21 protein-coding genes and 1 riboswitch are annotated in these 24,958 nt (G+C 66.5%); of the genes, 13 read left to right on the top strand and 8 right to left on the bottom strand.

What is annotated here, in order from left to right; translation table 11 throughout:
* Positions 1-8 precede the first annotated feature (8 nt).
* Positions 9-788, top strand: coding sequence for a molybdopterin-dependent oxidoreductase (locus tag DWA33_RS18290; RefSeq protein WP_114359955.1), 780 nt, complete (start codon positions 9-11; stop codon positions 786-788).
* Between the two features lie 275 nt (positions 789-1,063).
* A complete protein-coding gene (locus tag DWA33_RS18285; protein ID WP_114359954.1) occupies positions 1,064-1,582 on the top strand; it encodes a superoxide dismutase family protein in 519 nt (172 codons plus the stop codon).
* 169 nt (positions 1,583-1,751) lie between these two features.
* On the opposite strand, the gene DWA33_RS18280 is transcribed toward DWA33_RS18285, so the two are convergent.
* The 5 genes from DWA33_RS18280 to typA all read right to left on the bottom strand — a co-directional run bounded on the left by DWA33_RS18280 (position 1,752) and on the right by typA (position 7,764).
* Positions 1,752-3,233, bottom strand: coding sequence for a M20 family peptidase (locus tag DWA33_RS18280; RefSeq protein WP_114359952.1), 1,482 nt, complete (start codon positions 3,231-3,233; stop codon positions 1,752-1,754).
* A 33-nt stretch (positions 3,234-3,266) separates the two neighbouring features.
* Entirely contained in the window at positions 3,267-3,803 is a 537-nt protein-coding gene (ppa, locus tag DWA33_RS18275) for an inorganic diphosphatase (protein WP_114359950.1), read from the bottom strand.
* A gap of 76 nt (positions 3,804-3,879) precedes the next feature.
* Positions 3,880-4,389, bottom strand: coding sequence for a GNAT family N-acetyltransferase (locus DWA33_RS18270; RefSeq protein ID WP_114360013.1), 510 nt, complete (start codon positions 4,387-4,389; stop codon positions 3,880-3,882).
* A gap of 174 nt (positions 4,390-4,563) precedes the next feature.
* On the bottom strand, positions 4,564-5,832 hold the full coding sequence (locus tag DWA33_RS18265; RefSeq protein ID WP_114359948.1) for a flavin monoamine oxidase family protein: 1,269 nt from the start codon (positions 5,830-5,832) through the stop codon (positions 4,564-4,566).
* A 108-nt stretch (positions 5,833-5,940) separates the two neighbouring features.
* Entirely contained in the window at positions 5,941-7,764 is a 1,824-nt protein-coding gene (gene typA / locus DWA33_RS18260) for a translational GTPase TypA (protein ID WP_114359946.1), read from the bottom strand.
* Positions 7,765-8,188: 424 nt separating this feature from the next.
* Positions 8,189-8,384, top strand: a riboswitch (cobalamin riboswitch).
* A gap of 108 nt (positions 8,385-8,492) precedes the next feature.
* Between typA and DWA33_RS18255 the strand changes: the two genes are divergently transcribed.
* A complete protein-coding gene (locus DWA33_RS18255; protein ID WP_114359944.1) occupies positions 8,493-10,772 on the top strand; it encodes a TonB-dependent receptor in 2,280 nt (759 codons plus the stop codon).
* A gap of 4 nt (positions 10,773-10,776) precedes the next feature.
* The gene (locus DWA33_RS18250) at positions 10,777-12,222 is read left to right on the top strand and encodes a PepSY domain-containing protein (protein WP_114359942.1); all 1,446 of its coding nucleotides are present in this window, start codon (positions 10,777-10,779) and stop codon (positions 12,220-12,222) included.
* 3 nt (positions 12,223-12,225) lie between these two features.
* Here the strand turns inward: DWA33_RS18250 and DWA33_RS18245 are convergent, their stop codons facing one another.
* Positions 12,226-13,671: a TAXI family TRAP transporter solute-binding subunit gene (locus tag DWA33_RS18245; protein WP_114359940.1), complete on the bottom strand. Its 1,446-nt coding sequence runs from the start codon at positions 13,669-13,671 to the stop codon at positions 12,226-12,228.
* Between the two features lie 169 nt (positions 13,672-13,840).
* On the opposite strand from DWA33_RS18245, the gene DWA33_RS18240 reads away from it, so the two are divergent.
* Both DWA33_RS18240 and DWA33_RS18235 read left to right on the top strand, forming a co-directional pair.
* Positions 13,841-14,146, top strand: a complete 306-nt coding sequence (locus DWA33_RS18240; protein ID WP_114359938.1) for a 4a-hydroxytetrahydrobiopterin dehydratase — start codon at positions 13,841-13,843, stop codon at positions 14,144-14,146.
* Positions 14,147-14,229: 83 nt separating this feature from the next.
* Positions 14,230-14,604 (top strand): YkvA family protein, encoded by a 375-nt coding sequence (locus DWA33_RS18235; protein WP_114359936.1) that lies wholly within the window; start codon positions 14,230-14,232, stop codon positions 14,602-14,604.
* A 15-nt stretch (positions 14,605-14,619) separates the two neighbouring features.
* Here the strand turns inward: DWA33_RS18235 and DWA33_RS18230 are convergent, their stop codons facing one another.
* Complete coding sequence (locus DWA33_RS18230) at positions 14,620-15,255, bottom strand: TetR/AcrR family transcriptional regulator (RefSeq protein WP_114359934.1); 636 nt, start codon at positions 15,253-15,255, stop codon at positions 14,620-14,622.
* Positions 15,256-15,401: 146 nt separating this feature from the next.
* On the opposite strand from DWA33_RS18230, the gene DWA33_RS18225 reads away from it, so the two are divergent.
* Positions 15,402-17,540, top strand: a complete 2,139-nt coding sequence (locus DWA33_RS18225; RefSeq protein WP_114359932.1) for a phytoene desaturase family protein — start codon at positions 15,402-15,404, stop codon at positions 17,538-17,540.
* Positions 17,541-17,667: 127 nt separating this feature from the next.
* Here DWA33_RS18225 and DWA33_RS18220 read toward each other — a convergent pair whose 3' ends face one another.
* Positions 17,668-18,642, bottom strand: a complete 975-nt coding sequence (locus DWA33_RS18220) for an NADPH:quinone oxidoreductase family protein (protein ID WP_114359930.1) — start codon at positions 18,640-18,642, stop codon at positions 17,668-17,670.
* A 201-nt stretch (positions 18,643-18,843) separates the two neighbouring features.
* Between DWA33_RS18220 and DWA33_RS18215 the strand changes: the two genes are divergently transcribed.
* The 6 genes from DWA33_RS18215 (at position 18,844) to argG (ending at position 24,757) form a co-directional block, all read left to right on the top strand.
* On the top strand, positions 18,844-19,674 hold the full coding sequence (locus DWA33_RS18215) for an SDR family oxidoreductase (protein ID WP_114359928.1): 831 nt from the start codon (positions 18,844-18,846) through the stop codon (positions 19,672-19,674).
* Between the two features lie 159 nt (positions 19,675-19,833).
* Complete coding sequence (locus DWA33_RS18210; RefSeq protein ID WP_114359926.1) at positions 19,834-20,409, top strand: invasion associated locus B family protein; 576 nt, start codon at positions 19,834-19,836, stop codon at positions 20,407-20,409.
* A gap of 184 nt (positions 20,410-20,593) precedes the next feature.
* Entirely contained in the window at positions 20,594-21,793 is a 1,200-nt protein-coding gene (gene rlmN / locus DWA33_RS18205; RefSeq protein ID WP_114359924.1) for a dual-specificity RNA methyltransferase RlmN, read from the top strand.
* Positions 21,794-22,046: 253 nt separating this feature from the next.
* Entirely contained in the window at positions 22,047-22,547 is a 501-nt protein-coding gene (locus tag DWA33_RS18195) for a hypothetical protein (RefSeq protein ID WP_114359922.1), read from the top strand.
* Positions 22,544-23,323 carry a phosphatase PAP2 family protein gene (locus DWA33_RS18190; protein ID WP_114359920.1) on the top strand — a complete coding sequence of 260 codons (780 nt, stop codon included), beginning with the start codon at positions 22,544-22,546 and terminating at the stop codon, positions 23,321-23,323. Before DWA33_RS18195 ends, DWA33_RS18190 begins: the two co-directional genes overlap by 4 nt.
* A 96-nt stretch (positions 23,324-23,419) precedes the next feature.
* Complete coding sequence (gene argG, locus DWA33_RS18185) at positions 23,420-24,757, top strand: argininosuccinate synthase (protein ID WP_114359918.1); 1,338 nt, start codon at positions 23,420-23,422, stop codon at positions 24,755-24,757.
* Positions 24,758-24,958: the final 201 nt, after the last annotated feature.

The following is a 24,958-nucleotide window of genomic DNA, read 5'->3' as shown; positions in this document are numbered from 1 at the left end:
TCCTTCCCATGCTGCGCATCAACAAACTGCTGATCCCCGGCGTCGACAAGAAGTTGCTGGCTCGCGACGCCGCCAAGCTGATGCCCGACGTGTCGCGGCGGCGCTTTCTCGCCGGCGGCGCCAGCTTCGGTGCGCTGACGCTGCTGACCGGCTGCGACGTGGTCGACGGCGACGGTGCCGAGCGGCTGCTCGCCCAGGTCTCGAAATTCAACGACGCGGTGCAGGCGGCGATCTTCAATCCGCACACGCTGGCGCCGACCTTCAGCGAGCAGGACATCACCCGGCCGTTCCCGTTCAACGCCTACTACGCGCTGGACCAAGCGCCGACGATCGACGCCGGCGAGTGGAAGCTGGAAGTATCGGGCCTGGTGCAGAACAAGAAGAGCTGGACGCTGCAGGAGCTGACGCAGCTTCCCGAAGTGTCGCAGATCACCCGTCACGTCTGCGTCGAGGGCTGGAGCGCGATCGGCCAGTGGAGCGGCGTACGGCTGCGCGATTTCCTCGAGCTGATCGGCGCCGACACCAAGGCGAACTACGTCTGGTTCCGCTGCGCCGACGACTACACCTCGCCGATCGACATGCCGACCGCGCTGCATCCGCAGACCCAGATGACCTTCAAGTTCGGCGGCGAAGTGCTGCCGCGCGCCTACGGCTATCCGATGAAGATCCGGATTCCGACCAAGCTCGGTTTCAAGAACCCGAAATACGTCGTGTCGATGGAAGTCACCAACGACTACAAGGGCGGCTATTGGGAAGACCAGGGCTACAACTCGTTCAGCGGATTGTAGTCGCCCTTCGTCCACCCGTCATTCCGGGGCACGCGCAACGCGCGTGAACCCGGGATCCCGAATTTATGTAGTTGGCGTGTGCCAAGGTCCCTCAAGTCATTCCGGGGCGCTCGCGCCAGCGAGCGAACCCGGAATCTCGACGTGCGTGGCCCGGAGCTCTGCACCGCTTCCCACGGCCTTGCAAAGTTCCACGGCGAATCCGCGGCCAAACGCCCGCTGTCGATCGCAACTCGTTCAGAGTTAGTCTTCCTAACCCAAGAAGGAGGAGAATCATCATGATGCTGCGAGCCCTGCTGTGCACCGCCGCGCTGATCGGCGTCAGCTCCGTGGCAATGGCAGCCGACATGGCCAAGGCGACGCTGAAGAACGCCGACGGCAAGCAGGTCGGCCACGCTAACCTGACGCAAGGCTCGTCCGGCGTCACGATCTCGCTGGAATTGACCGGCGTTCCGCCCGGAGAGCACGCCTTCCACATCCACGAAACCGGCAAATGCGAGCCGCCCTTCACCTCGGCCGGCGGTCACTTCAATCCGGAAGGCCATAAGCACGGCAAGATGTCCGACGGCGGCCAGCACGCCGGCGATATGGACAACGTCACCGTGCCGGCCGACGGCAAGCTGCAGAAGCTGGTGATCAACAACAAGGTGACGCTCGACAAGGGCAAGCCGAATTCGCTGTTCAAGGACGGCGGGACTGCGCTGGTGATCCACGCCGGCCCCGACGACTACAAGTCCGACCCCGCCGGCAACGCCGGCGGCCGCATCGCCTGCGGGGTGATCGAGCCGGGTACATAGCTTCGGGCCGTCATTCCGGGGCACGCGCAACGCGCGTGAACCCGGAACCCCGAACTGTTTGAGGGGGACTCGTCGCACCAGCCCCTGGATTCCGGGGTCGCGCCGGTGGCGCGCTCCCGGAATGACTGCTGCGCGGCTTATCAAAACATGAAACGCTCTGGTACGCCGGCTAGCCGGCCGTACTCTGCATCAGCCGGACGTAAAACCGGATCATGTCCGCGTAGTTCTTGATGCTGATGCGCTCGTTGGTGCCGTGGAAGCGCTTCAGGTCTTCGGACGTGGCGCGGACCGGTGAGAACCGGAAGATGTTGTCGGCGACCTGCGCATAGTGCCGCGAGTCGGTCGCGGCGATCATCAACCCCGGCGCCACGATCACGTCCGGAAACACCTCACGAATGGTGCGGTTCAGCGCCTGATACGACGCGCTGCTGGTACCGGTCACCGGTGGCGGATCGAAATTGCCCTCGAACCCCTGCACGGCAATCTTGTCGTTGGCGACCACGCTGCGGACGTGATCAGTGACGCTGGCCTGGGTGTCGCCCGGCAGCAGCCGGAAATTGACGCTGGCCTCGGCAACGCCGGGCAGCACGTTGTCCTTGTCGCCGGCGTTGAACACGGTCAGCGCCGTCGTCGTCTGCACCATCGCGGCGGTGGTGCCGCTCTTGGCGAATTCGCGCAGCAGCAGCGGCCGGAACAGCCACAGGTTGGACAGCGCCACCCGGCTGAAGCCGCTCATCTCCGGCGCCAGCGTGTCGAACATCTCGGCCACCGAACCGCGGATCCGCATCGGTAGCCGGTTGTCTTCGAGGTGAGTCAGCGCCGCCGCCAGCATCCCGATCGCGGTGTCGCGTGGCGGCATCGACGAATGGCCGGGGGTGCCGCGCGCGGTCAGCACCAGCGTGGCGTAGCCCTTCTCGGACACACCGATCAGCGCCGCCGGCTTGTCGAGCCCCTTCAGCACCCCGTCGGTGATCAACAGCCCCTCGTCGAGCACGAACTCGAGCCGGACGTTGCGCGAAGCGAGCAGCTCGGCGATCTTGCCGGCGCCGCGCAGGCCGGAGACCTCCTCGTCGTGACCGAACGCGAAATAGATCGTGCGTTTCGGCCGGAAGCCCTGCTTGGCCATCAGCTCGGCGGCCTCCAACATCGCGTAGAGGTTGCCCTTGTCGTCCCAAGAGCCGCGACCCCAGACATAGCCGCCTTCGATCGCGCCGCTGAACGGCGGCTGCTGCCAGTCGGCTTCCGTCTTCGGCGCGATCGGCACCACGTCCTGATGCGCCAGCAGCGCGATCGGCCTGGCCTGCGGGTCGCTGCCTTCCCAGGTGTAGAGCAGGCTGTGGCCGCCGACGATTTCGCGCTTGGCCGCGGCGTGGAACGCCGGGAAGCTGGCTTCGATATGCGCACGCAGGCCGCGCAGCGCCTCGGCGTCCTGCTCGGGATTGAGGAAGTTGGAGATGGTCTGAAACCGGATCGATTGCGACAGCCGCTGTGCGGCGCCCTGCTCGTCGATCGCGATCGGCGGCACCGCGGCGACGTCGATCTGCCGCGAGCCGTGCCGCAAGGTGTTGTAGGCCACTACGCCGGCCAGGGCCGCGACCGCCAGCACGGCGATCGCGACGAGGTTACGAATCCATCGGAGCAGCCGGCGCATCGGATCTCCTGTTCGCCGGCGCTTCCCGGCCGCTTAGGCCTTGGCCTGCTTGGCTCGCTCCAGGCCTTCGAGGATCAGCTTGTGGGCTTCCTCGGCGCCGCCCCAGCGCAGCACCTTGACCCACTTGCCGGGTTCGAGATCCTTGTAGTGTTCGAAGAAGTGCTGGAACTGCGCCAGCGTGATCTCCGGCAGATCCGAGTAGGTCTTGATGCGGTCGTAGCGCTGGGTCAGCTTCGACGACGGCACCGCGATGATCTTTTCGTCGTGGCCGGCTTCGTCGCTCATGTACAGGACGCCGACAGGGCGCACGCTCATCACCGCGCCCGGCACGATGCCGCGGGTGTTGGCGACCAGCACGTCGCAGGGGTCGCCGTCGTCCGACAACGTGTGGGGGATGAAGCCGTAATTCCCCGGATAATGCATCGAGGTATAGAGAAACCGATCAACCACCAGAGTACCGGCAGCCTTGTCCATTTCATACTTGATCGGCTCACCGCCGACCGGCACCTCGATGATGACGTTGACGTCATAGGGAGGGTTCACGCCGACGGGGATTGCGTCGATGCGCATCAAGAGCTCCAGACTGATTTGATTTCAGGAACCACCCGAATAGCCTGCGCTCGCGGTGTTCGCCAGCGCAAAAAGCTCAGTTGCTCCAGGCGAACGCAACCTTGTCGAGCGACTTCGGCCCGAACCGCTCCGACGAGCGGGCGACCATCCGGCCGCCGAGAGCCCGATAGAATTCGGTCGCCGGCTCGTTGTCCGACAGCGCCCAGATCACCATGCTCTTCAGGCCGCTCTGCGCCAGATCGCGGCGCGCGGCGGTGAACAGCCGGCGGCCGAAGCCGAGCCCCTGGAACTCGGGACGGAGATAGAGTTCGTAGATCTCGCCTTCGAACTGCAGGCTGCGGGCGCGGTTGCGGCCGTAGTTGGCGTAGCCGGCGATCTTGTCGCCGAAGCACAGCACGCTGATGCGGCTGCCCTTGCGGATCGCCGAGTCCCACCAGGTCGGGCCGCGGCGGTTGATCAGCTTTTCCAGCTCCGCGCCCGGGATGATGCCCTGATACGCGGAACGCCAGGCTTCGTCATGAGTGGTCGCGACCGCGGATGCGTCCGCCGCCCTCGCCGCTCGTACCTCGATCAGGGTCGTGCTCATGACGCCGATCAAAGCAAGTCGCAGCGCCGGCTTCAAGCTCCATCGTTAATTATCGGTTAACGTGTGGATTTTCTGCACCAGCCGCGGCCGAACTGTGCCGGAATCGGACAGCCGGCCGGCAGCTCGGCGGGTTTTCACGTTCCGTCGTGGGGTTCGCCGAGCGACCGCGGGCAGTTAGTTCGTTTGCAGGCCGGCCTTGCTGCGACAATCGATCGCCTGCCGCGCTGCACGCTCGCCCGAATCACGCGCGCCGTGGGCGGTGGAGAAGAACTGCGGCGAGGTCGCCTCGCCGGCGAAGAACAGCCGGCCGTCGACCGGCGCCGCCAGCACGGCGCGGGCGCCGGCGTAGCCGGGCAGCGCGTGGGAGTAAGCGCCGCGCGCGAACGGATCGTGGGCCCAGCGCGATTCCGCCAGCGGCGACAGCTTGCGCCGGATGTCGTTGCCGAGCAGATCGGCGATCTCGTCGATCGCCTGCGCGGCGAACGCCCCCTCGCCGGCGTCTTCCAGTGCGCGCGCGTAGCGGCCGCCGAAGAAGCCCTCGATACAATCATCGCCGAACGGCCGCAGGTGATACGTGCCCATCGCGCTGCGCATGGTGGCGGCGCGCAAATTGCCGTCGGCCGGAAAGCCGTTCGGGTCGGACAGCTTCAGCATCACCTTGTCGTCGACGCCGAGCGGCAGGTGGCTCGCCGCCTCGACCTTGTCCGGCAGCGCCGGCGCAAACCGGATCGCCTCGTCGGCGATCAGATTGGTCGGCACCGTGACGATCACCTGGCCGGCGCTGAGCGTGCCGAGCGAGGTGTTGATCTTGATCTGCCGCTCGGCGTGATCGATCAGCTCGACCACACAATTGAGCACCACCGGGCAGGGCGCGCCATAAGCCGCAATCAGCGTGCCGTAGCCTTCGCGGATCCGCCAATTGATGCCGGTATCGCGATAAGCTTCGAGATCGTGCACCGAGACGCGGTCGAGCTCGGCGCCGTTGACGTAGGTCGAGACCGCATCGATCATCGGATTCCAGCGGTTGCCCGGCTCCAGCAGGGTGGCGGCCGCGACGTCGGTCTTCTTCTTCGCCGCCCGCCAGACCCGCTCGTAGAACGCCTCGAGCGCCTTGCCGAAGGCGGCGCGCTCGCGCTTGGGAAACACGTCGCCGAAGCTCGCCTCGCTCCACGGCGGGTGGGTCTTGTCGACGCCGATGCCGAGCTGCCCGGCGATGCCGGCGAAGGAGTTCTCGTCGGCCGAATGCAGCCAGCCGCAGCCGACGTCGAACGCGATCTCCGGCGTCACCATTCGGGTCCAGGCCCGGCCACCGATCCGGTCCCGCGCCTCCAGCACGATCACCGACAGGCCGGAAGTCTCCAGCGTGCGCGCCGCACCGAGCCCGGCCGCGCCGGCGCCGATGATCGCGATGTCGACCGAGGACGGAAAACGGGATGACGGCATGGGCGACCCTACCATGGGGCTGACGGCGGTTCGATGTCAGACGCCCCGAAACGACGATGCCCGGCACGAGGGCCGGGCATCGGGAATGGGCAGTTGTGGCCAGGGCGATCAGGCGACCGCCTGCTTGCTCTTTTCGGCGCGCTTGCGCTCGTTGGGGTCGAGCAGGCGCTTGCGCAGCCGGATCGACTTCGGGGTGATTTCGACCAGCTCGTCGTCCTCGATATAGGCGAGCGCCTTTTCCAGCGTCATCCGGATCGGCGGCGTCAGCCGCACCGCTTCGTCCTTCGAGGTGGTGCGGATGTTGGTGAGCTGCTTGCCCTTGAGGACATTGATCTCGAGATCGTTGTCGCGGGTGTGCTCGCCGACGATCATGCCCTTGTAGACCTTCCAGCCCGGCTCGATCATCATCGGGCCGCGATCTTCCAGCTTGAACATCGCGTAGGCGACAGCCTCGCCCTGATCGTTGGAGATCAGCACGCCGTTGCGGCGGCCCTGGATCTCGCCGCGATACGGCAGGTAGTCGTGGAACAGCCGGTTCATGATCGCGGTGCCCTTGGTGTCGGTCATCAGTTCGCCCTGGTAACCGATCAGGCCGCGGGTCGGCGCGTAGAACACCAGACGCAGACGATTGCCGCCCGAGGGCCGCATCTCGATCATCTCGGCCTTGCGTTCGCTCATCTTCTGCACGACGACGCCGGAGAACTCCTCGTCGACGTCGATCACGACTTCCTCGACCGGCTCCAGGAGCTGGCCGTTGTCGTCCTTGGTCAGCACCACGCGGGGCCGCGACACCGACAGCTCGAAGCCTTCGCGGCGCATGGTTTCGATCAGGATCGCGAGCTGCAATTCGCCGCGGCCCGACACTTCCATCGCGTCCTTCTCGGCGGATTCGACCACGCGCAGCGCGACGTTGCCCTCGGCCTCGCGCAGCAGGCGATCGCGGATCAGGCGGCTCGTCACCTTGTCGCCTTCGGTGCCGGCGAGCGGCGAGTTGTTGACGATGAACGACATCGACACGGTCGGCGGATCGATCGGCTGCGCCTGCAGCGGCGCTTCGACCGACGGATCGCAGAAGGTGTCGGCGACGGTGCCCTTGGTCAGGCCGGCGATCGCCACGATGTCACCGGCTTCGGCGACGTCGAGCGGCACGCGCTCGAGGCCGCGGAACGCCAGGATCTTGGTGATGCGGCCCTGCTCGACCAGCTTGCCTTCGCGCGACAGCACCTTGACGGCCTGGTTCGGCTTGACGGTGCCGGAGGCGATCCGGCCGGTGATGATGCGGCCGAGATAGGGATTGGCTTCCAGGATGGTGCCGAGCAGCCGGAACGGGCCTTCTTCCACCACCGGCGGATGGACGTGCTTGAGCACCAGCTCGAACAGCGGCTTCATGCCTTCGCTGTGGTCACCGTCCGGCTTGTCGGACATCCAGCCGTTCTTGCCGGAGCCGTACAGGATCGGGAAGTCGAGCTGCTCGTCGGTGGCGTCGAGCGCCGCGAACAGGTCGAACACCTCGTTGACGACTTCGGTGACGCGGGCGTCGGAGCGGTCGACCTTGTTGATCGCGACGATCGGCTTGAGGCCGAGCTTCAGCGCCTTGCCGACCACGAACTTGGTCTGCGGCATCGGGCCTTCGGCGGCGTCGACCAGCACGATCACGCCGTCGACCATCGACAGGATGCGCTCGACCTCGCCGCCGAAATCGGCGTGGCCGGGGGTGTCGACGATGTTGATGTGGGTGTCGCCCCAGACCACCGAGGTGCACTTGGCCAGAATGGTGATGCCGCGCTCGCGTTCGAGATCGTTGGAGTCCATCGCCCGTTCGACCTGGCGCTGGTTGTCGCGATAGGTGCCGGACTGCTGCAGCAGCTTGTCGACAAGAGTGGTCTTGCCGTGGTCGACGTGGGCGATAATGGCGATGTTACGGAGGGTCATGGCTCTTCTGTCGGTCCTGCGGGCGTTGCCTGATCAGCGAGATCACAGGCACACCGCGGGATGCGCCGAAGGGCGCGCCGCAGCCAGCCTATGTCTGAAACGCGCCGGGCAATCGCAATCTGAAATCGCAAAAAACAGGCCCGGCCGAACAGGACCGGGCACCAGCACGCGTTGCGACGCAATATACGCAGAAATCGCGAAATAACAATGACGGCGGTGCCGATCTCGTCGGGTCGTTGAGCCCGGTGACGTCTGCCGCCGGTGGTGGTCGGCCGCACGCGACCATCCTTGGTTGCTTGATGGGGTATATGTAACGTTATAACGTTGCACATCTATTGGGGACCGAACAACATGCTTTCGCCGCCAAATGCTGTCGCGACGGCGATCATGGCCGGCCTTGCGTTGACAGAGCCGCCTTATGACCCATACCGTGAACAGCGACGGTTCCCGCAAGGGATCAATAGGGAATGCGGTGGTGGTCTTCGGACTTCATTCCGCAGCTGCCCCCGCAACTGTGAGCGGCGAGCCATTCGCCACGCGCCACTGGGCTCTGGTCCTGGGAAGGCGGCGAATGGCAGCGACCCGCGAGCCAGGAGACCTGCCGTCAGTCGTGGTCACACGCGAGCACATCGGGCGGGGTGTCCTGGTGCGTGTCGAACCGTAGCCGTGAGAAGGCTGCGGCCGACCTGTTTCGCGGTGACGTGCCACGTTAGCCGCGAGCCAAGAAAATGACTTCCGCCGTTCTGCCTTTCGGGCGCAATCGTCGCCTGCTGTCCTCTGTCGCCCTCGTTCCGCTGCTCTGGCCGGTCGACGGCCTGGCCCAAACCGCCTCGGCGAATCCGCGCGGTCTCGACCCGATCGTGGTCGAGGGCCAGACCGCGCGGCCGGCCAAGCCACGAGCGACCGCCAATGCCGGATCGTCGCGCCAGCGCCGCGCCGCCGCGCGTCCCGCCGCGGCGCCCGCTCCCGCACCGGCTGAAGCCGCCACAACCCGTGCGGCGACTGCCCCCACCTTCAACCTCGGCACGCCGTCGTCGACCGGCAGCCGGCTCGGTCTGACGCCGCTGCAGACACCGGCCAGCGTCGAAGTGATTCGCGCCGAGACCATCGCCGAGCGTGGCCAGCACAACGTAATCGACGCGGTGACGCAGAACGCCACCGGCTTCACCGCCAGCCCGGCGCCGGGCAATGGCGGCCTGTCCTTCGCCACCCGCGGCTTCACCGGCAACGGCACCGTGATGTCGCTGTACGACGGCACCCGGATGTATGTCGGCTCGGGCACGATGACGTTCCCGTTCGACACCTGGACGGCACAGCGCATCGAAGTGCTGCGCGGCCCGGCCTCGGTGATGTACGGCGAAGGCGCGATCGGCGGCGCGGTCAACGTGATCTCGAAGAAGCCGCTCGACGTGCAGCGCAACGAGGCTGAGATCTCGCTCGATACCAACCTGCTGCGGCGCCTCGCCGTCGACTCGGGCGGCCCGATCAATCCAAACGTGACCTATCGGCTGGCAGCGATCGGCAACATGTCGGACGGCTGGGTCGATCGCGATACGATGTCGAACGTCGCAGTGTCAGGCTCGGTGCGGGTGCAGGCCGCCGACAATCTCGCCTTCACGCTGAGCGAAGATTATGCCGACCGCAGCCCGTCGCGTTATTTCGGCACGCCGCTGGTGAACGGCGGGATCGACGAGTCTCTGCGGTTCAAGAACTACAATGTGGGCGACTCCAGCATCCGCTATCGCGACAACTGGACCCAGTTCAAGACCGAGTGGGACGTCGCCGAAGGCGTCTCGGTCAAGAACGTCACCTATTATCTCAGCAGCCACCGCCACTGGAAGGACGTCGAGAGCTACGCCTTCAGCCCGACCACCGGGAACATCAACCGCAGCTCCTATATCGAGATCTTCCACGACCAGGAGCAGGTCGGCAATCGCTTCGACACCACCTTCAAGGGCCATCTGTTCGGCCTGGCCAACCAGTTCGTCGCCGGCTTCGACGTCAACCGCATCGCCTTCACCCACACCAACAACTCGCCCTATTCCGGCAGTTCGTCGGTCAATCCCTACAATTTCGATCCGGGCAACTTCCTGTGGGTCAGCTCGACCCGGCCGAGCTTCCACACCAAGACGACGCAATACGGTCTGTTCGCCGAGAACCGCCTCAGCCTGACCGATCAGCTGTCGGTGATCGGCGGCGTCCGCTCCGATCACCCGACCGTCGAACGCACCGACTTCCTCACTCCGGCGAACAGTTTCGAGAAGACCTATTCGGCGCCGAGCTGGCGGGTCGGCGTGGTGTACAATCCGATCCCGGATCTGTCGCTGTACGGCCAGTATGCGACCGCGGTCGATCCGGTCACCAATCTGATCACCATGACCGGCGTCAACCGCGACTTCGCGCTCTCGACCGGCAAACAGGTCGAGGTCGGCATCAAGCAGCAGCTCGCCGGCGGCCGCGCCGAATGGACGCTGTCGGCGTATCAGATCGTCAAGAACAACCTGCTGGCGCGCGATCCGCAGAATCCCGCCAACACCAACCCGCTGCAGATCGGCCAGCAATCCTCGCGCGGCATCGAGGCCTCGGCCGGCCTCAAGGTCACCGAGACGATCCGGCTCGACGCTAACGTCGCGTGGCTGCGGGCGAAGTACGACGACTTCACCCAGGTAGTCGGCGGCCAGGTGGTGAACTACGCCGGCAATGTTCCGGCCAACGTGCCACAGGTGGTCAGCAACATCTGGGCGACCTGGGCGTTCGCGCCGGGCTGGTCGGCCAATGCCGGCGTGCAGCTCGTCGGCGACACCTGGGCCGACAACGCCAACACCTTGGTGCGGCCGGCCTACAATGTGGTGAATGCCGGAATGATGTGGAAGCCGGACAGCCGGCAGACCTTCGCGCTGCGGGTCTACAATCTGTTCGACACCGTCTACGCGACCTCCGGCGGCACGTCGCAGTGGATCCTCGGCATGCCGCGCACCGCGGAACTGTCCTACAATGTGAAGTTCTAGAGCGATGCGAAGCGTCGTCAGGCGCGCGAAGCGGTGGCTGTATCTCGGCCACCGCTGGCTCGGCATCGCCGGGTGTCTGCTGTTCGCGATGTGGTTCGTCTCCGGCGTGGTGATGATGTACGTCGCGTTTCCGCATCTCGACAAACAAGAACGCTGGGCGGCGTTGCCAGACCTCGCCTGGCAGAGCGTCGCGCTGTCGCCCGACCACGCCATGCAGGCGGCCGGCATGAAGCACTATCCGCGCGAGCTGCGGCTGGTGATGCTGAACGACGAGCCGGTGTACCGGCTGCTCGACTGGAGCAGCCGGCGCCACACCATCTCGGCGGTCGATGGCCGTGCGATCGACGAGATCAGCGCAGGCCAGGCGCTCGCGGTGACGCGACATCATCCGGCGGCAGCCGCGCCACGGCTGATCGAGACGGTCGATCGCGACCAATGGAGCGTGACCTCGCGCTACGATCCGTTCAGGCCGCTGTATCGGATCGGTCTCGGCGATGCCGCCGGGACCGAACTCTATGTCGGATCGCGCGGCGGCGAGATCGTGCTCGACACCACGCGGGGCGAGCGGATCTGGAACTGGCTCGGCGCGATCCCGCACTGGATCTACTTCACGGTGCTGCGGCAGGACGGGCCGCTATGGCGGCAGGTGGTGCTGTGGGTCTCGGGCGTGCTGATGATCGTCGCCGTGAGCGGCATCTGGATTGGCCTGCTGCGCGCCGGCTTGCGGCGGCGCTACGCGTCGGGCCGGATCACGCCGTATCGCGGCTGGATGGCGTGGCACCACATCGCCGGCCTGGTCGGCGGCGTGGTGGTGCTGACCTGGATGTTTTCCGGCTGGCTGTCGCTCAATCCGGGTGGCACCTTCGCCCGCGGCGGCGAGAGCCGCGACATGCTGCAGCGCTACGCCGGCCACGATGCTCCGACGATCGCGGGCAGGCTGCCGGCGATCGGGATACCGGGTGTCGTCGAAGCTCGCTTCGTCTGGATCGGCGGTTCGCCGCTGATGCTGCTCGGGCATCGCGACGGCCGGCAGACGCTCGCCGATCCCGAGGACGGCACGCCCAAGCGGCTGCCCCAGGAGGCGATTGTGATGGCCGCGGCGCGGCTGCTCCCGGACGCCAAGATGGTGCTGCAGCAGCGTCTCGATCACTACGATGCCTACTGGTACCAGCACCATCGCCAGCGCGTGCTGCCGGTGCTGCGGGTCGGGTTCGACGATCCGGCGCGCACCTGGCTGCACATCGATCCCGCCACCGGCGAACTGATCGGACGGAGCAACAGCAGCGCCCGCAACTATCGCTGGCTGTTCAATGCGCTGCACAGCTTTGATTTCCCGGTGCTGCTGGCCTACCGGCCGGCGTGGGATCTGGTGGTGATCGGGCTGTCGCTCGCCGGGCTGGTGATTTCGGTCAGCGGCGTGGTGATCGGCTGGCGGCGGCTGGTGCGCTGAGCGCTACACCGCCTGCGGCCGGACACCGCGCACCGGCGGCAGCGGCGAGGTCTCGGCCAGCAGCAGCTTGCGGTCGGCGACGGCATTGTGGAACTGCTCCAGCGCGATGCTGAAGGCGGTCAGCGCCGCGCTGTCGATCACGCCGTTCTCATAGGCGTTGAGGGTGTCGCGCAGGATCGCGTCGGCCTCGGTCTGCATCGCGTCGAGGTCTTCGCTCGAGCTACAACGCCGCGCCGTCGCCAGCATGTCGAGCAGCCGCTGACGCTGCGACGCGGTGCTGTTGCGCTCGTCCTTGCGCAGATAGCTGGCGAACCAGGCGCCGGCCGAGCCCATCAGCGACAACCCCATCAGCGAGAACCAGATCAGGTCGCTGTAGCGATCGAGAAAGCTCCGCTCCTCGCCGTCCACATAGGCGGCGGCGCCCGGCTGCACCGGAATCACGGCGTCCTTGTCGGTGTCCGGGGTTTCGATCTTGGCGGCCAGCGGCACTTCCGCCATCACGATCTGGCGGGCCGTGAACAACTGCTCGGTGAAAGCTGCGATCGTGGTATCGGAGGCGCCTTCGCGGGCGACGATGTAGTGCGAGAAGCTGACGGTCTTGATATCGGTGTCCGGCCGCACCGGGGCGCCGCCGAACGCGCCGGCCGGGATCGAGGCCGCCTCGTAGGACGGATGGTTGGCGGCCAGCGCCTCGGCGGATTCGATCGCCAGGAACACCGGTTCGCGGCCGGTATGGGCGGTCGCCGCCAGCGCCTCGCCGATGATCTTGCTGTTCAGTGGTCCCGCGGCGAGCAGCGCATCGACCTTGCCGTTGCGGACCGCCTCCGCCACCTCGGCCACGGGTACGGCCGACGTCTGCACCTTGGCCGGATCGACGCCGTACTGCTGCAGGATCACATTGAGCAGGCCGGCATTGGCCTCGGTGCGTCCGACCACGCCGACGCGCTTGCCGGCCAGATCGGTGATCCCGGCAATGCCGGGGGTCTTGCGGGCCTTGCGCTTGCCCTTGGTGTCCGGATTGCCGGGCGCCCACAGCACCGCGACGTTCTTGTGCAGCACCGCCACCGACTGCGCGGCTTTCGGCACCGGCAGGTCGCCGCGGATCACCGCGAGGTCGACCGTTCCGGATTTCAGCGCGACAGCGCTGGCGGCAGGGCCATCGGTCACCACCGGCCGCAGCCGCACGGCGTTGCGCTCGCGCGCGAACACCTGGGCCAGCGCCTGGATCAGCTTGTAGTCGTCGCCGGCCTGCGGCCCGACCGCGATCTTCAGGGTGACCGGGCGCATCGCGAAGTAATAGCCGGCGCTGGCGGCGCCCATCAGCGCCAGGATGGTCGCGAGCAGGATCAGCGTCGTCCTGCGCCGCGACGGACGTGGAACTGATTGCAGCAATGGCTCCCCCGGCTCGGGTCCGTCCATCGATCGGGACAATAGCCGGGTGCTGCTCATCGGCGATCGGGACCCATCCAGTGTAGCCGTTCGGCCGGCGCTGTGCAGTTCCACCCGCGAGCCGGGCGTCAGCCTGATGGCTAGCGCGGCGGTTTGGCCGCATTATGGTCATCGGATCGCGCTCCGCTGCAGCAGGCGAACTTCGGGAACCAGGAATAGGATGAGAGCCATGGTGGAACTGCTGTCGGCGACGGAGCGTCAAGACGCATTGCAGAACCTTCCGGGGTGGAGCGAGATTTCCGATCGAGCGGCGATCGGCCGCAGCTTCGTGTTCAAGGATTTCAGTGAGGCGTTCGGGTTCATGACCCGGGTCGCGCTCGCCGCCGAGAAGGCGGATCACCACCCGGATTGGCGCAACGTCTACAAAACCGTCGACGTCGTGCTGACGACGCATGACGCCGGCGGCGTGACGGCCCGCGACATCGCCCTGGCAAAGGCGATCGACGCGATCGCGCGGCCGTTCCGCGCAGCATGACGCGAGGCCTTGCGGGCGGAGCGGCAAATTCCCAGATCTGACAAGGTTGATGAACCGTGTCGCGGTTCGCTGGAGTGGGTGCGATGACAGGCGATTACAGCGTGGGATTCGAGCCGGCCGACAAGCTGGCGCAGGATCCCGAACAGGTGCGGCACCGGTTCTGGCGCAAGCTCAAGAGCGTCGCCGTCAGGCTGCCGTTCGTCGAGGACATCCTCGCGGCGTATTACTGCGCGTTCGACCGGCAGACGCCGCGGCACGTGCAGATCGCGCTGCTCGGCGCGATCGCGTATTTCATCCTGCCGTTCGATTTTGCGCCCGACATCCTGCCGGTGCTCGGCTTCACCGACGACGCCGCGATTCTGGCGACCGCGATCCGGATGGTCGCGAGCAACATTACCCCTGCGCATCGCGAAGCCGCCCGCGTCGCGATGCAGCGCGATCTGGAAGACGCGACATAATCGCCGGCATCGGCCTTAGCGGTCGGCGCTGTCCGGCTGCATCATCCGCGCCGTTGCCCGCGTCGCCAGCACTGCCCGCTGCGCGATTGCCTCCGCGTCCAGCGGCGGCTCGGTGCCGAGCAGTGTCTGCAGCTGCGCGAATCCGATCAGCACCGAGAAGTACACGCTGAGCAGCAGCGCGATCTCCTCGCGGCGGATGATGCCGCGCGCGGCGGCCTGATCGAAGAACTGCGTCGCCGCCCGCATCACCGGCTGGCGGCCGTTGGCGTCGAGCTCGCGCGCCACCAGCGCGCCGCCCCGTCCGGCTTCGGCGATCGCAAGGCGATACATCGCGGTACGCTCGGGATGCAGCAATTCGCGGAGAAACGCGCGGCCGAACTGCTCCAGCACGGCGAGGAACTGCTCCCGGCTCTGCGGCTCCGGCAGATCGGGCGACGGCTGCAGCTTCTGGCTGCCGTAGCGCACCAGCGCGGTCAGAATCTCCTGCTTGCTGGCGAAGAGTTCGTACAGCGTCCGCTTCGACACTCGCGCCCGCCGAACGATCTCGGCGGTAGTCGCCGCTTCGAACCCGTTCTCGACGAACACGTCGAACGCCGCCTGCAGGATCGCGGCACGGCGCGGGTCGCCAGGGGGTTCTTTCGCTGTTTCCATGACTTACGGGCCGTCCGGGAGGGTGTCGAAATTCCGGTACCAATTGGTACCGGATGTGCTATTGATACGGTACCCAACGGTACCGGAAGCCCCTGCGGCATTCAATGCCGGGGCGTCTCACGGGCCCGCCAAGCCTGGAGACGACCATGAGGACCTTTCTGACCGTCAAGCTCGTCCTGGTCCCGTTCGCGGTGTTCTGGGCATTGCTGGCGCTCCATCAGCCCGGCTGGGCGATCGGGCTGGCGGTCGCGCTGGCGCTCGCAGGCAACGTCTGGCGAGCGCTGCGCCGTGAACTGTTCGTGCTCGAAGCCGGCGGGCTGGTGCTGTTCGCCGGTCTGGCGGCGCTGCACCTGATCGCCCCGGCCGTCGCCGCCGCCAATGCCCTGTGGCTGTCGTTTGCGGGATTGTCGGCGATCAGCGCGCTCAGCCTCGCGGCGCAACGGCCTTGGACCGCCGACTATTCGCGCGCCGCCTATCCGGACAATGCCGGCACGCCGCAGTTCTTCGTCGTCAACGCCGCGATCACCGCGCTGTGGGCGGTGCTGTTCGCGGCGATCGCCGCCTGCCGCTATCTGGGCGCACCGGCCGAACTGATCGGCGCGATCTTCACGGTCGGCGCGCTGGTCTCGATCTTCGGGCCGAGGCTGGCGATCCGCCTGGTGCTGCAGCGGCTGATCGACGCGCACGAGAGCTATCGCTGGCCGGCGCCGTCGTTCGCTGCGGGTGGGCGAGAGGATTGCGACGTGGCGGTGATCGGTGCCGGGATCGGCGGCCTCACCGCCGCGGCGCTGCTGGCCGACGCCGGGCTGAAGGTGCAGGTGTTCGATCAGCACGTCGTTCCCGGCGGCTACTGCCACAGTTACTTGCGCAAGGCGCATCATCTGAACCGGCCGGTGCTGTACCGGTTCGATGCCGGACCGCACGATTTCTCCGGCGTGCAGCCGGGCGGGCCGTTCGCCACGCTGCTGCAGCGGCTCGGCGTTGCCGACCGGATCGGCTGGGAGCGGGTGACCCAGAGCTTCCACACCGAGCACGGTGTGATCGACGTTCCGCCCGACTGGCGCGATTACGTCCGGCTGCTCGGCGAGCGGTTTCCGGGCAGCGCCGCCGGCATCGCGGCGCTGTTCGAGGAGATCAAGGCGATCTTCGACGACATGTTCGCCACCGCCGCCGGCCGCGGCGGGGTTCCCGGCCCGCCGGCGACGATCGAGGACTTGCTGGCGTTTCCGCGCGCCCATCCGCACGCCTACAAATGGATGAACCTTCCGTTCGCCGAACTGGTCGCGGCGCATGTCGACGATCCGGCCGTGGTGGCGGTGATCGACGGGCTGTCCGGCTATATCGGCGACGGCAGCGAGCGGCCGAGCTGCGCCAGGATGGTGCCGATCTTCGGCTATTACTTCCACGGCGGTTATTATCCGCGCGGCGGTTCGGGCGTCGTCGCCGAGGCGCTGGTGGCGGCGATCGAGGCACGCGGCGGCAAGCTACGGCTGAAGACGGCGGTGCGGGAGATCCTGGTCGAGCAGCGCCGCGCGGCCGGCGTGATCCTCGCTGGCGGCGAGACGGTGCGAGCCCGCGCGGTGGTGTCGAACGCCGACTTCAAGCGCACCATGCTCGAACTGCTACCATCTGACACGCTGCCGGCGAGGTTCCGTGCCCGGGTGGCCGACGCGGCCCCGGCGAATTCGTGCTTCAGCGTGCATCTCGGGATCGATTGCGTGCCGGACCTCGGTCCGTCGACGCACCTGCAGACTCCGGTCAAACTCGGCATCGCGATGATGTCGAAGCTCGATCCCTCCGCCGCGCCGCCCGGCCATGCGATCCTGTCGCTGATCGCGCTGGTGCCGCACGACGAGGCGAAAACCTGGTTTCCGCCGCAGGACGGCGGCACCGACTGGAAGGCGTGGCGACGTTCGGACAGCTATCTGCGGCGCAAGCAGGCGTTCGGCGACCGGATGATCGCCGCTGCCGAAGCCGTGATCCCGGACCTGTCGCAGCACATCGTGTATCGCACCGACGCCAGCCCGGTGACCTACGCGCGCTACGACTGGGCGAGCTTCGGTTCGATCTACGGGATGTCGACCGCGGGACAGCTCCGAGGTTCGAAAACCCCGCTGCGCAATCTGGTGATCGCCGGCGGCGGCAATATCGGCGCCGGCATCGAGGCGGTGGTGATCTCCGGCGCCAACGCTGCCGAGGCGCTGATGCCGGGACTGCTGGCGAGCGCGCAACCGGTCGCGAGCGAGCCCGCAGCGGCTACGCGGCCGGAGTTGATGCCGGCATAACGCGGGCACGCGTAGCACGCTGATACAAGGGTGAGCTAGGCGATCTTGCGCCGTAACCCACCATCTGCACGCGGCGCCGTGAATCGACGGGTTGGGCGGTGCGCGCCAACCCACCGATTCAGCATCCTCACGGGTGCAGGATCACCTTGCCCATCGCCTGGCGGCCGGCGAGCACTTTCAGCGCGTCGGCGGTCTGCGCCAGCGGGAAGGTACGGTCGACGTGCGAGGAGATCTTGCCCTCCGCGGCCCACTGCACCAGCTTTTCGAGATTAGCTCGGTTCTTCTCCGGATTGATCCGCGTCCACGCCCCCCAGAACACGCCGCGAATGTCGCAGCCCTTCAGCAGCGCGAGGTTGAGCGGCATCTTCGGAATGTCGCCGGCCGCAAAGCCGATCACCAGGAAGCGGCCTTCCCAGGCGATCGAACGCAGTGCGGCTTCGGCGTAGGTCCCACCGACCGGATCGAACACGATGTCGACGCCCTTGCCGCCGGTGAGTTTCTTCAGCCCCTCTTTCAGATCTTCGGTCGCGTAGTTCAGCGTCAGCTCGGCGCCGTGCTGTTTGGCGAACGCCAGCTTCTCCTCCGAGGAGGCGCAGGCGATCACCTTCAGGCCCATCAGCTTGCCGAGTTCGCAGGCGGCGAGGCCGGTGCCGCCGGCTGCGCCGAGCACGGCCAGCGTCTCGCCCGGCTTCGGGCTGGCGCGGTCTTCCAGCGCATGCAACGCGGTGCCGTAGATGATGATGATGCCGGCGGCGCGATCGAAATCGAGATTGTCGGGAATCTTGACGATCTGCTGCGCCGGCAGCGCGATCTTCTCGCGCGCGCCGTTGTGTCCGCACGATGCCACCACGCGATCGCCGACCTTCAGATCGGTGACGCCTTCACCGACGCTCTCGATCACGCCCGCGACTTCCGCACCCGGCGAGAACGGGAACGGCGGCTTGATCTGGTACTTGCCCTGGATCATCAGGATATCGAAGAAGTTCAGCGCCGCCGCCTTGATCGCGATCACCGCTTCGCCGGGCCCGGCGACCGGATCGGGCACGTCGGCGTAAACGAGGTCGTCGGGACCGCAATATTGCTGGCAGAGAATGGCCTTCATGTATCCACCCGGGTACGAGGTTTGTGATTGCCTGCCGTTCTGCCGGATTTGCACGCGAGGGACAATCGGATTCGGGCCGAGCGTTCTGCCGCGTTGTCATTGCCGGGCTTGACCCGGCAATCCATCCGTTCTCGAAAGATGATGGATTGTGGGACTACATCCCCGCGAATTCCGTTACGCGGTCAATCAAGGAGCCGTGCGATGTTCGAGGCTGGTCTGCTCGCGAACAAACGAATTCTGATTACCGGCGGCGGTTCCGGACTCGGCGCCGCGATGGCGGCGCGCTTCGCCGAACTCGGTGCGTCGCTGGTGCTGTGCGGGCGACGCGCCGAGGTGCTGCAGCAGACCGCAGAGCGAATTCGGTCGCGCGGCGGCGAAGTCGACACCAGCGTTTGCGACGTGCGCGATCCGCAAGCGGTGGAAGGCATGCTCGACGCCATCTGGCGCGACGCGCCGCTCGACGTCTTGATCAACAATGCCGCCGCGACCTTCATCGCGCAGACCGAACGGCTGTCGGCGCGCGCCGCCGACGCGATCCTGGCGCCGACGCTGCACGGCGCGATGTACTGCACGCTCGGTGCCGGCCGACGCTGGATCGACGGCGGACGCGCGGGCGTCGTGCTCAGCATCCTGTCGACCTCGACGATCACCGGCCGCGCCTTCACGGTGCCGTCGGCGATGGCGAAGTCGGCGGTACTGGCGATGACCAAGAGCCTCGCGGTCGAGTGGGGTCCGAAACAGATCCGCCTGGTGGCGATCGCGCCCGGCGCGTTTCCGACCGCGGGCGCGACCGCACAGTTGCAGCCGGACGGGCGAGCCGCGGATCCGGCCGCGCGTGTGCCGCTCGGCCGGGTCGGTCATCACGACGAACTCGCCAATCTCGCCAGCTTCCTGATTTCGGATCAGGCCGGCTACATCAACGGCGAGATGGTGGTGCAGGACGGCGGCGCGCATCTGCGCTCGTCGGGTGCCGATGACCTGTTGCACTGGAGCGATCAGCAATGGGCCGCGCACCGTGCCGTACGAAGGTAAATCCTGATTGTACGCCAGATACATGCGCTGCTTTGAAGGATGGTGATCACCGCTTTGGCGCCTTCACAGAATCGGCCATCCCGGCTATTCCGGGCAACGTGAACAGGCGGGCCTGACAGGCCATGCTGCAGTCACAATGATGAGGGACCAGACTTGCCCATGATCGTGAGGCGAATGCTGATTGCCGCTCTGGCGGGCCCGTTGATGGTTGCTGCGACCGACGCGGCGCACGCGCGCGATGCGCGGAGCAAATCTGCCGCGACGCCGGCGTCCACGTCCGGCGGCGCCGAACCGACGCTGATCGGCCAGTTCGGCAGTTGGGGCGCCTACACCGCCGCCCCGGGCGGCAAGAAAGTGTGCTTCGCGCTGGCCAAGCCGTCGTCGTCCAAGACCAATCCGCCGAACCGGCCGCGTGATCCCGCTTACGCGTTCATCTCGACCCGGCCGGCCGAGAAGGTCGTCAATGAAGTTTCGGTGATGGTGGGCTATCCGCTGAAGCCGGGCTCGGAATCGACGATCGATGTCGGCGGGACTTCGTTCGCGATGTACACTCAGGGCGACGGCATCTGGATCAAGAACGCCGCCGAGGAAGACCGCCTGGTCGAGGCGATGCGCAAGGGCGCGGACATCACCGTCAAGGGCGTTTCCTCCAAAGGAACCGCCAGTACCGACGTTTTTTCGTTGAAGGGCCTGTCGCAGGCGCTGGACAAGGTGGCGCAGGCCTGCGGCGGCTAATAGCTGCCCATCGGCCGCCGGCTCTTGAGGCGGGCCGCCCCGTTCGGTAAAGCATTCTGGCAAAGATGACCCGCCGGCCGACGACAATCGGGCGGCGGGTTCTTATATGCACGGCGACCGGCGGATTAGGCCCGCCCCTGCATGCCCGGCGCGGAATAGCCGGCCACAAACCAGACGTGATCCGATGACGCCTTCTGCCGCCTCGACCCTGGTCGAGAAGACCCCGCTGGAAACCTATGTGCCGCCGGCCAAGCCGTCGCTGATCGGGCTGTCGCGGGCGGAATTGTGCGACCGGCTCGGCGACGTAGGCGTGGCGCCGCCCCAGCGCAAGATGCGGGCGCAGCAGCTTTGGCACTGGATGTATGTCCGGGGCGCCCGCGATTTCGCCGAAATGACCAACGTGTCCAAGGAGATGCGGGCGACCCTGGCGGAGCATGTCACGGTCGACCGTCCCGAAGTGGTGGCCGAACAGATTTCGGCCGACGGCACCCGCAAATGGCTGCTGCGGCTGCCGAGCGGCGGCGACGGACAAAAGGCTCACGAAGTCGAGTGCGTCTACATTCCGGAAACCGATCGCGGCACGCTGTGCGTCTCCAGCCAGGTCGGCTGCACGCTCAATTGTTCGTTCTGCCATACCGGCACCCAGCGCCTGGTGCGCAACCTCACCGCCGGCGAGATCGTCGGCCAGGTGATGGTGGCGCGCGACCGTCTGAATGACTGGATCGACCGCGAGACGCCGAACGGCAACCGCCTGATCACCAATATCGTGATGATGGGGATGGGCGAGCCTCTGTACAATTTCGACGCCGTGCGCGACGCGCTGCTGATCGTCTCCGACAACGAGGGCATCGGCATTTCGCGGCGGCGGATCACGCTGTCGACCTCCGGCGTGGTGCCGAACATCAAGCGCACCGGCGACGAGATCGGCGTGATGCTGGCGATCTCGCTGCACGCGGTGCGCGACGAACTCCGCGACGAGCTGGTGCCGCTGAACCGCAAGTACCCGTTGAAGGAATTGCTGCAGGCCTGCCGCGACTATCCGGGCGCCTCGAATGCGCGCCGCATCACCTTCGAATACGTGATGCTGAAGGACGTCAACGATTCACTCGACGACGCGCGCAAGCTGGTGCAACTGCTCAAGGGAATTCCGGCCAAGATCAATCTGATCCCGTTCAACCCCTGGCCGGGCTCGAAATACGAGTGCTCGGACTGGGACCAGATCGAGAAATTCTCCGAGTACATCTTCAACGCCGGCTACTCGTCGCCGGTGCGCACCCCGCGCGGCCGCGACATTCTGGCCGCCTGCGGCCAGCTCAAATCCGAAACCGAAAAGCTGTCGGTGCGCGAACGCAACGCGCTCCGCGCCATGGCGATGACGGATTGATGGGCGTCCCCTCACATTCGGACGTCACACGCGGGCTCGACCCGCGTGTCCATCTCTTTCGAAGCGGATGGATTGCCGGGTCGAGCCCGGCAATGACGAACCGCAACCGATCTACAGCCGCCGTCATGGCCGGGCTTGGCCCGGCCATCCACGTCTTCACTCCGAGCCGCGATGCCGTATCGTGGATGCCCGGGACGAGCCCGGGCATGACGGAGGAAAGGTGGTCGCCAAAAGCTGCCAATGGGACCACGCCATGTCCCTGATCGGCCGGCTGTTCGTGATTGCGATCGGCTTTCTGCTCGCCTCGATCGCGGCCGGCCTGGTGGTGGTCGGGATGCTGCTGTTTCCGGAAGTGAGCCAGATCGCCGACGGCCCGATCGACCCCGACGCGCTGAACATCATGATGGGCTTCGGCTTCATCTTCGTGTCCGGCTTCGCGCTGCTGCCGGCGCTGGTGGTTGTGCTGATCACCGAGGCGTTTGCGATCCGCAGCGCGCTGGCCTATGCGATCGGCGGGGGGCTGGTCGGAGTCGCCTGCTATCTCGGTCTGGTGCCGTTCGATCCCGCGACGCTGCAGTTCGACGGCATCATCCGCCGCCATCTCGAAATCATGACCGGAGCCGGCATCATCGGCGGCATGGTGTATTGGCTGGTCGCCGGCCGCAATGCCGGCGCCTGGCGCGATCCGCCGCGGCCGCGTGCGCCGCTGCCGCCTTCCCAATCCGTGCCGCCTCCGGTAAATCGCGCCCCATGAACCGCAAGGGACTTCTCATTGCGCTGGCGCTGTTCGCCGGCATCGGGCTGATATTCGGCGTGTTCCCGGGGCTCGATCTGTGGCTGGCGGGGCTGTTTTACGATTCCGCCGCCAAGACCTTCCCGCTGCGCTCGGTCGATGATCTGGAGTTCGTGCGCGATCTGGCGATGTGGATCGCCTGGGCGATCGCGGCGCCGTCGATCTTCGCGCTGGTCTACAAGATGATCCGTCCCGACCTTCCACTGGTGATGCCGGGCCGCACGGTGGCGTTTCTGCTGATCAGCATCACGCTGTCGGCGGGCGTGCTCACCAACATGACCTTCAAGAGCCATTGGGGCCGGCCGCGGCCGGCCGCGGTGACCGAATTCAACGGCCCGTGGCAGTTCAAGGCGTGGTGGGACAATTCCGGCGCCTGCCCGAAGAACTGCTCGTTCTTCTCCGGCGAGGGCGCGACCGCCTATTGGACCTTCGCGCCGGCGGCGCTGACGCCGCCCGCGGTGCGGCCTTACGCCTATGCGGCGGCCTTCGTGTTCGGCACCGTCACCAGCGGGCTGCGGATGGCGTTCGGCGGGCATTTCTTCACCGACGTGGTGATCGCCGGCCTTGTCACCTTCCTGGTGATCTGGCTGCTCTACGCACTGATCTACCGCTGGGCCTGGAGCCGGACCTCGGACGCCGCGATCGACGCCGCGCTGACTCGGGCGTTCTGGCCGGGCTACCGCTGGCGCTCGAAATGGCGTGGCCGCGATGTCGGCCCGGCGCCGGCCACCACCTGACCGGCAATCGAGCTTCGGCCCGCGATTAAACGCGTGCCCGGGCGCGCGAAGTTTGCTATTCGCCCAGCCGAACCGCTTCAACCGATTGGGATTTCCATGACTACGATCTTGAAAAGCCTGCCCAAGGGCGAAAACGTCGGCATCGCTTTCTCAGGGGGTCTCGATACCAGCGCGGCGCTGCTGTGGATGAAGCAGAAGGGCGCCAAGGTGTTCGCCTATACGGCCAATCTCGGCCAGCCCGACGAGGCCGACTACGACGCGATCCCGCGCAAGGCGATGGAGTTCGGCGCCGAGAAGGCCCGGCTGGTCGATTGCCGCACCCAATTGGTGCACGAGGGCATCGCGGCGATCCAGGCCGGCGCCTTCCACGTCTCGACCGGCGGCATCGCGTATTTCAACACCACCCCGCTCGGCCGCGCCGTCACCGGCACCATGCTGGTGTCGGCGATGAAGGAAGACGGCGTCAACATCTGGGGCGACGGCTCGACCTACAAGGGCAACGACATCGAGCGGTTCTATCGCTACGGCCTGCTGACCAATCCGGCCTTGCGAATCTACAAGCCCTGGCTCGACCAGCAGTTCATCGACGAGCTCGGCGGCCGCGCCGAGATGTCGGCGTTCATGACCGCGCACGGCTTCGCCTACAAGATGAGCGCCGAGAAGGCGTATTCGACCGACAGCAATCTGTTGGGCGCCACCCACGAGGCCAAGGATCTCGAACACCTCGACAGCGGCATCAAGATCGTCGTCCCGATCATGGGCGTGCCGTTCTGGCGCGACGACTGCGTGGTGAAGGCCGAGGCCGTCACGGTGCGATTCGAGGAAGGCCAGCCGGTCGCGCTCAACGGCAAGACCTTCACCGACCCGGTGGCGATGTTCTACGAGGCCAATGCGATCGGCGGCCGTCACGGCCTCGGCATGAGCGACCAGATCGAGAACCGCATCATCGAGGCCAAGAGCCGCGGCATCTACGAGGCGCCCGGCATGGCGCTGCTGCACATCGCCTATGAGCGGCTCGTCACCGGCATCCACAACGAAGACACCATCGAGCAGTACCGCATCAACGGCATGAAGCTCGGCCGGCTGCTGTATCAGGGTCGCTGGTTCGACTCGCAGGCCTTGATGCTGCGCGAGACCGCGCAGCGCTGGGTGGCGCGCGCCATCACCGGCGAGGTGACGCTGGAGCTGCGCCGCGGCAACGACTACTCGATCCTCAACACCGTCAGCCCGAACCTGACCTATGCGCCGGAGCGGCTGAGCATGGAGAAGGTCGAGGACGCGCCCTTCACGCCGGCCGACCGCATCGGCCAGCTCACCATGCGCAACCTCGACATCACCGACACCCGCGCCAAGCTCGGCCTCTACGCCAAGACCGGCCTGCTGTCGTCCGGCGAAGGCACGCCGATCCCGCAGCTCGAGAACGACAAGGGCTGAGGGCTCCACGGTCATTCCGGGGCGCTCGCGGAGCGAGCGAACCCGGAATCCCGAGATTGTTTGGCTGTTTCGGTGCACCGAACGTCGAGATTCCTGTATCTGCGATGTGCTGGTGCATAGTCAGCACGACAGAGGCCGCTCGGTAGATTCCCGGCCGATCATCTCGCCGTAACCCGGTGCGGGCGCCTCTGTCGGTGTTGC

It is taken from the genome of Rhodopseudomonas pentothenatexigens, assembly GCF_900218015.1.
Lineage (GTDB): Bacteria > Pseudomonadota > Alphaproteobacteria > Rhizobiales > Xanthobacteraceae > Rhodopseudomonas > Rhodopseudomonas pentothenatexigens.
The sequence above is the reverse complement of the archived record's forward strand: the minus strand, read 5'-3'. Positions and strand labels throughout refer to the sequence as shown.

Bases quoted from the DNA above. Each gene is read 5' to 3' on its own strand.
- DWA33_RS18290 (WP_114359955.1), top strand. From the start codon at position 9: ATGCTGCGCATCAACAAACTGCTGATCCCCGGCGTCGACAAGAAGTTG.
- DWA33_RS18285 (WP_114359954.1), top strand. From the start codon at position 1,064: ATGATGCTGCGAGCCCTGCTGTGCACCGCCGCGCTGATCGGCGTCAGC.
- DWA33_RS18280 (WP_114359952.1), bottom strand. From the start codon at position 3,233: ATGCGCCGGCTGCTCCGATGGATTCGTAACCTCGTCGCGATCGCCGTG.
- ppa (WP_114359950.1), bottom strand. From the start codon at position 3,803: ATGCGCATCGACGCAATCCCCGTCGGCGTGAACCCTCCCTATGACGTC.
- DWA33_RS18270 (WP_114360013.1), bottom strand. From the start codon at position 4,389: ATGAGCACGACCCTGATCGAGGTACGAGCGGCGAGGGCGGCGGACGCA.
- DWA33_RS18265 (WP_114359948.1), bottom strand. From the start codon at position 5,832: ATGCCGTCATCCCGTTTTCCGTCCTCGGTCGACATCGCGATCATCGGC.
- typA (WP_114359946.1), bottom strand. From the start codon at position 7,764: ATGACCCTCCGTAACATCGCCATTATCGCCCACGTCGACCACGGCAAG.
- DWA33_RS18255 (WP_114359944.1), top strand. From the start codon at position 8,493: ATGACTTCCGCCGTTCTGCCTTTCGGGCGCAATCGTCGCCTGCTGTCC.
- DWA33_RS18250 (WP_114359942.1), top strand. From the start codon at position 10,777: ATGCGAAGCGTCGTCAGGCGCGCGAAGCGGTGGCTGTATCTCGGCCAC.
- DWA33_RS18245 (WP_114359940.1), bottom strand. From the start codon at position 13,671: ATGAGCAGCACCCGGCTATTGTCCCGATCGATGGACGGACCCGAGCCG.
- DWA33_RS18240 (WP_114359938.1), top strand. From the start codon at position 13,841: ATGGTGGAACTGCTGTCGGCGACGGAGCGTCAAGACGCATTGCAGAAC.
- DWA33_RS18235 (WP_114359936.1), top strand. From the start codon at position 14,230: ATGACAGGCGATTACAGCGTGGGATTCGAGCCGGCCGACAAGCTGGCG.
- DWA33_RS18230 (WP_114359934.1), bottom strand. From the start codon at position 15,255: ATGGAAACAGCGAAAGAACCCCCTGGCGACCCGCGCCGTGCCGCGATC.
- DWA33_RS18225 (WP_114359932.1), top strand. From the start codon at position 15,402: ATGAGGACCTTTCTGACCGTCAAGCTCGTCCTGGTCCCGTTCGCGGTG.
- DWA33_RS18220 (WP_114359930.1), bottom strand. From the start codon at position 18,642: ATGAAGGCCATTCTCTGCCAGCAATATTGCGGTCCCGACGACCTCGTT.
- DWA33_RS18215 (WP_114359928.1), top strand. From the start codon at position 18,844: ATGTTCGAGGCTGGTCTGCTCGCGAACAAACGAATTCTGATTACCGGC.
- DWA33_RS18210 (WP_114359926.1), top strand. From the start codon at position 19,834: ATGATCGTGAGGCGAATGCTGATTGCCGCTCTGGCGGGCCCGTTGATG.
- rlmN (WP_114359924.1), top strand. From the start codon at position 20,594: ATGACGCCTTCTGCCGCCTCGACCCTGGTCGAGAAGACCCCGCTGGAA.
- DWA33_RS18195 (WP_114359922.1), top strand. From the start codon at position 22,047: ATGTCCCTGATCGGCCGGCTGTTCGTGATTGCGATCGGCTTTCTGCTC.
- DWA33_RS18190 (WP_114359920.1), top strand. From the start codon at position 22,544: ATGAACCGCAAGGGACTTCTCATTGCGCTGGCGCTGTTCGCCGGCATC.
- argG (WP_114359918.1), top strand. From the start codon at position 23,420: ATGACTACGATCTTGAAAAGCCTGCCCAAGGGCGAAAACGTCGGCATC.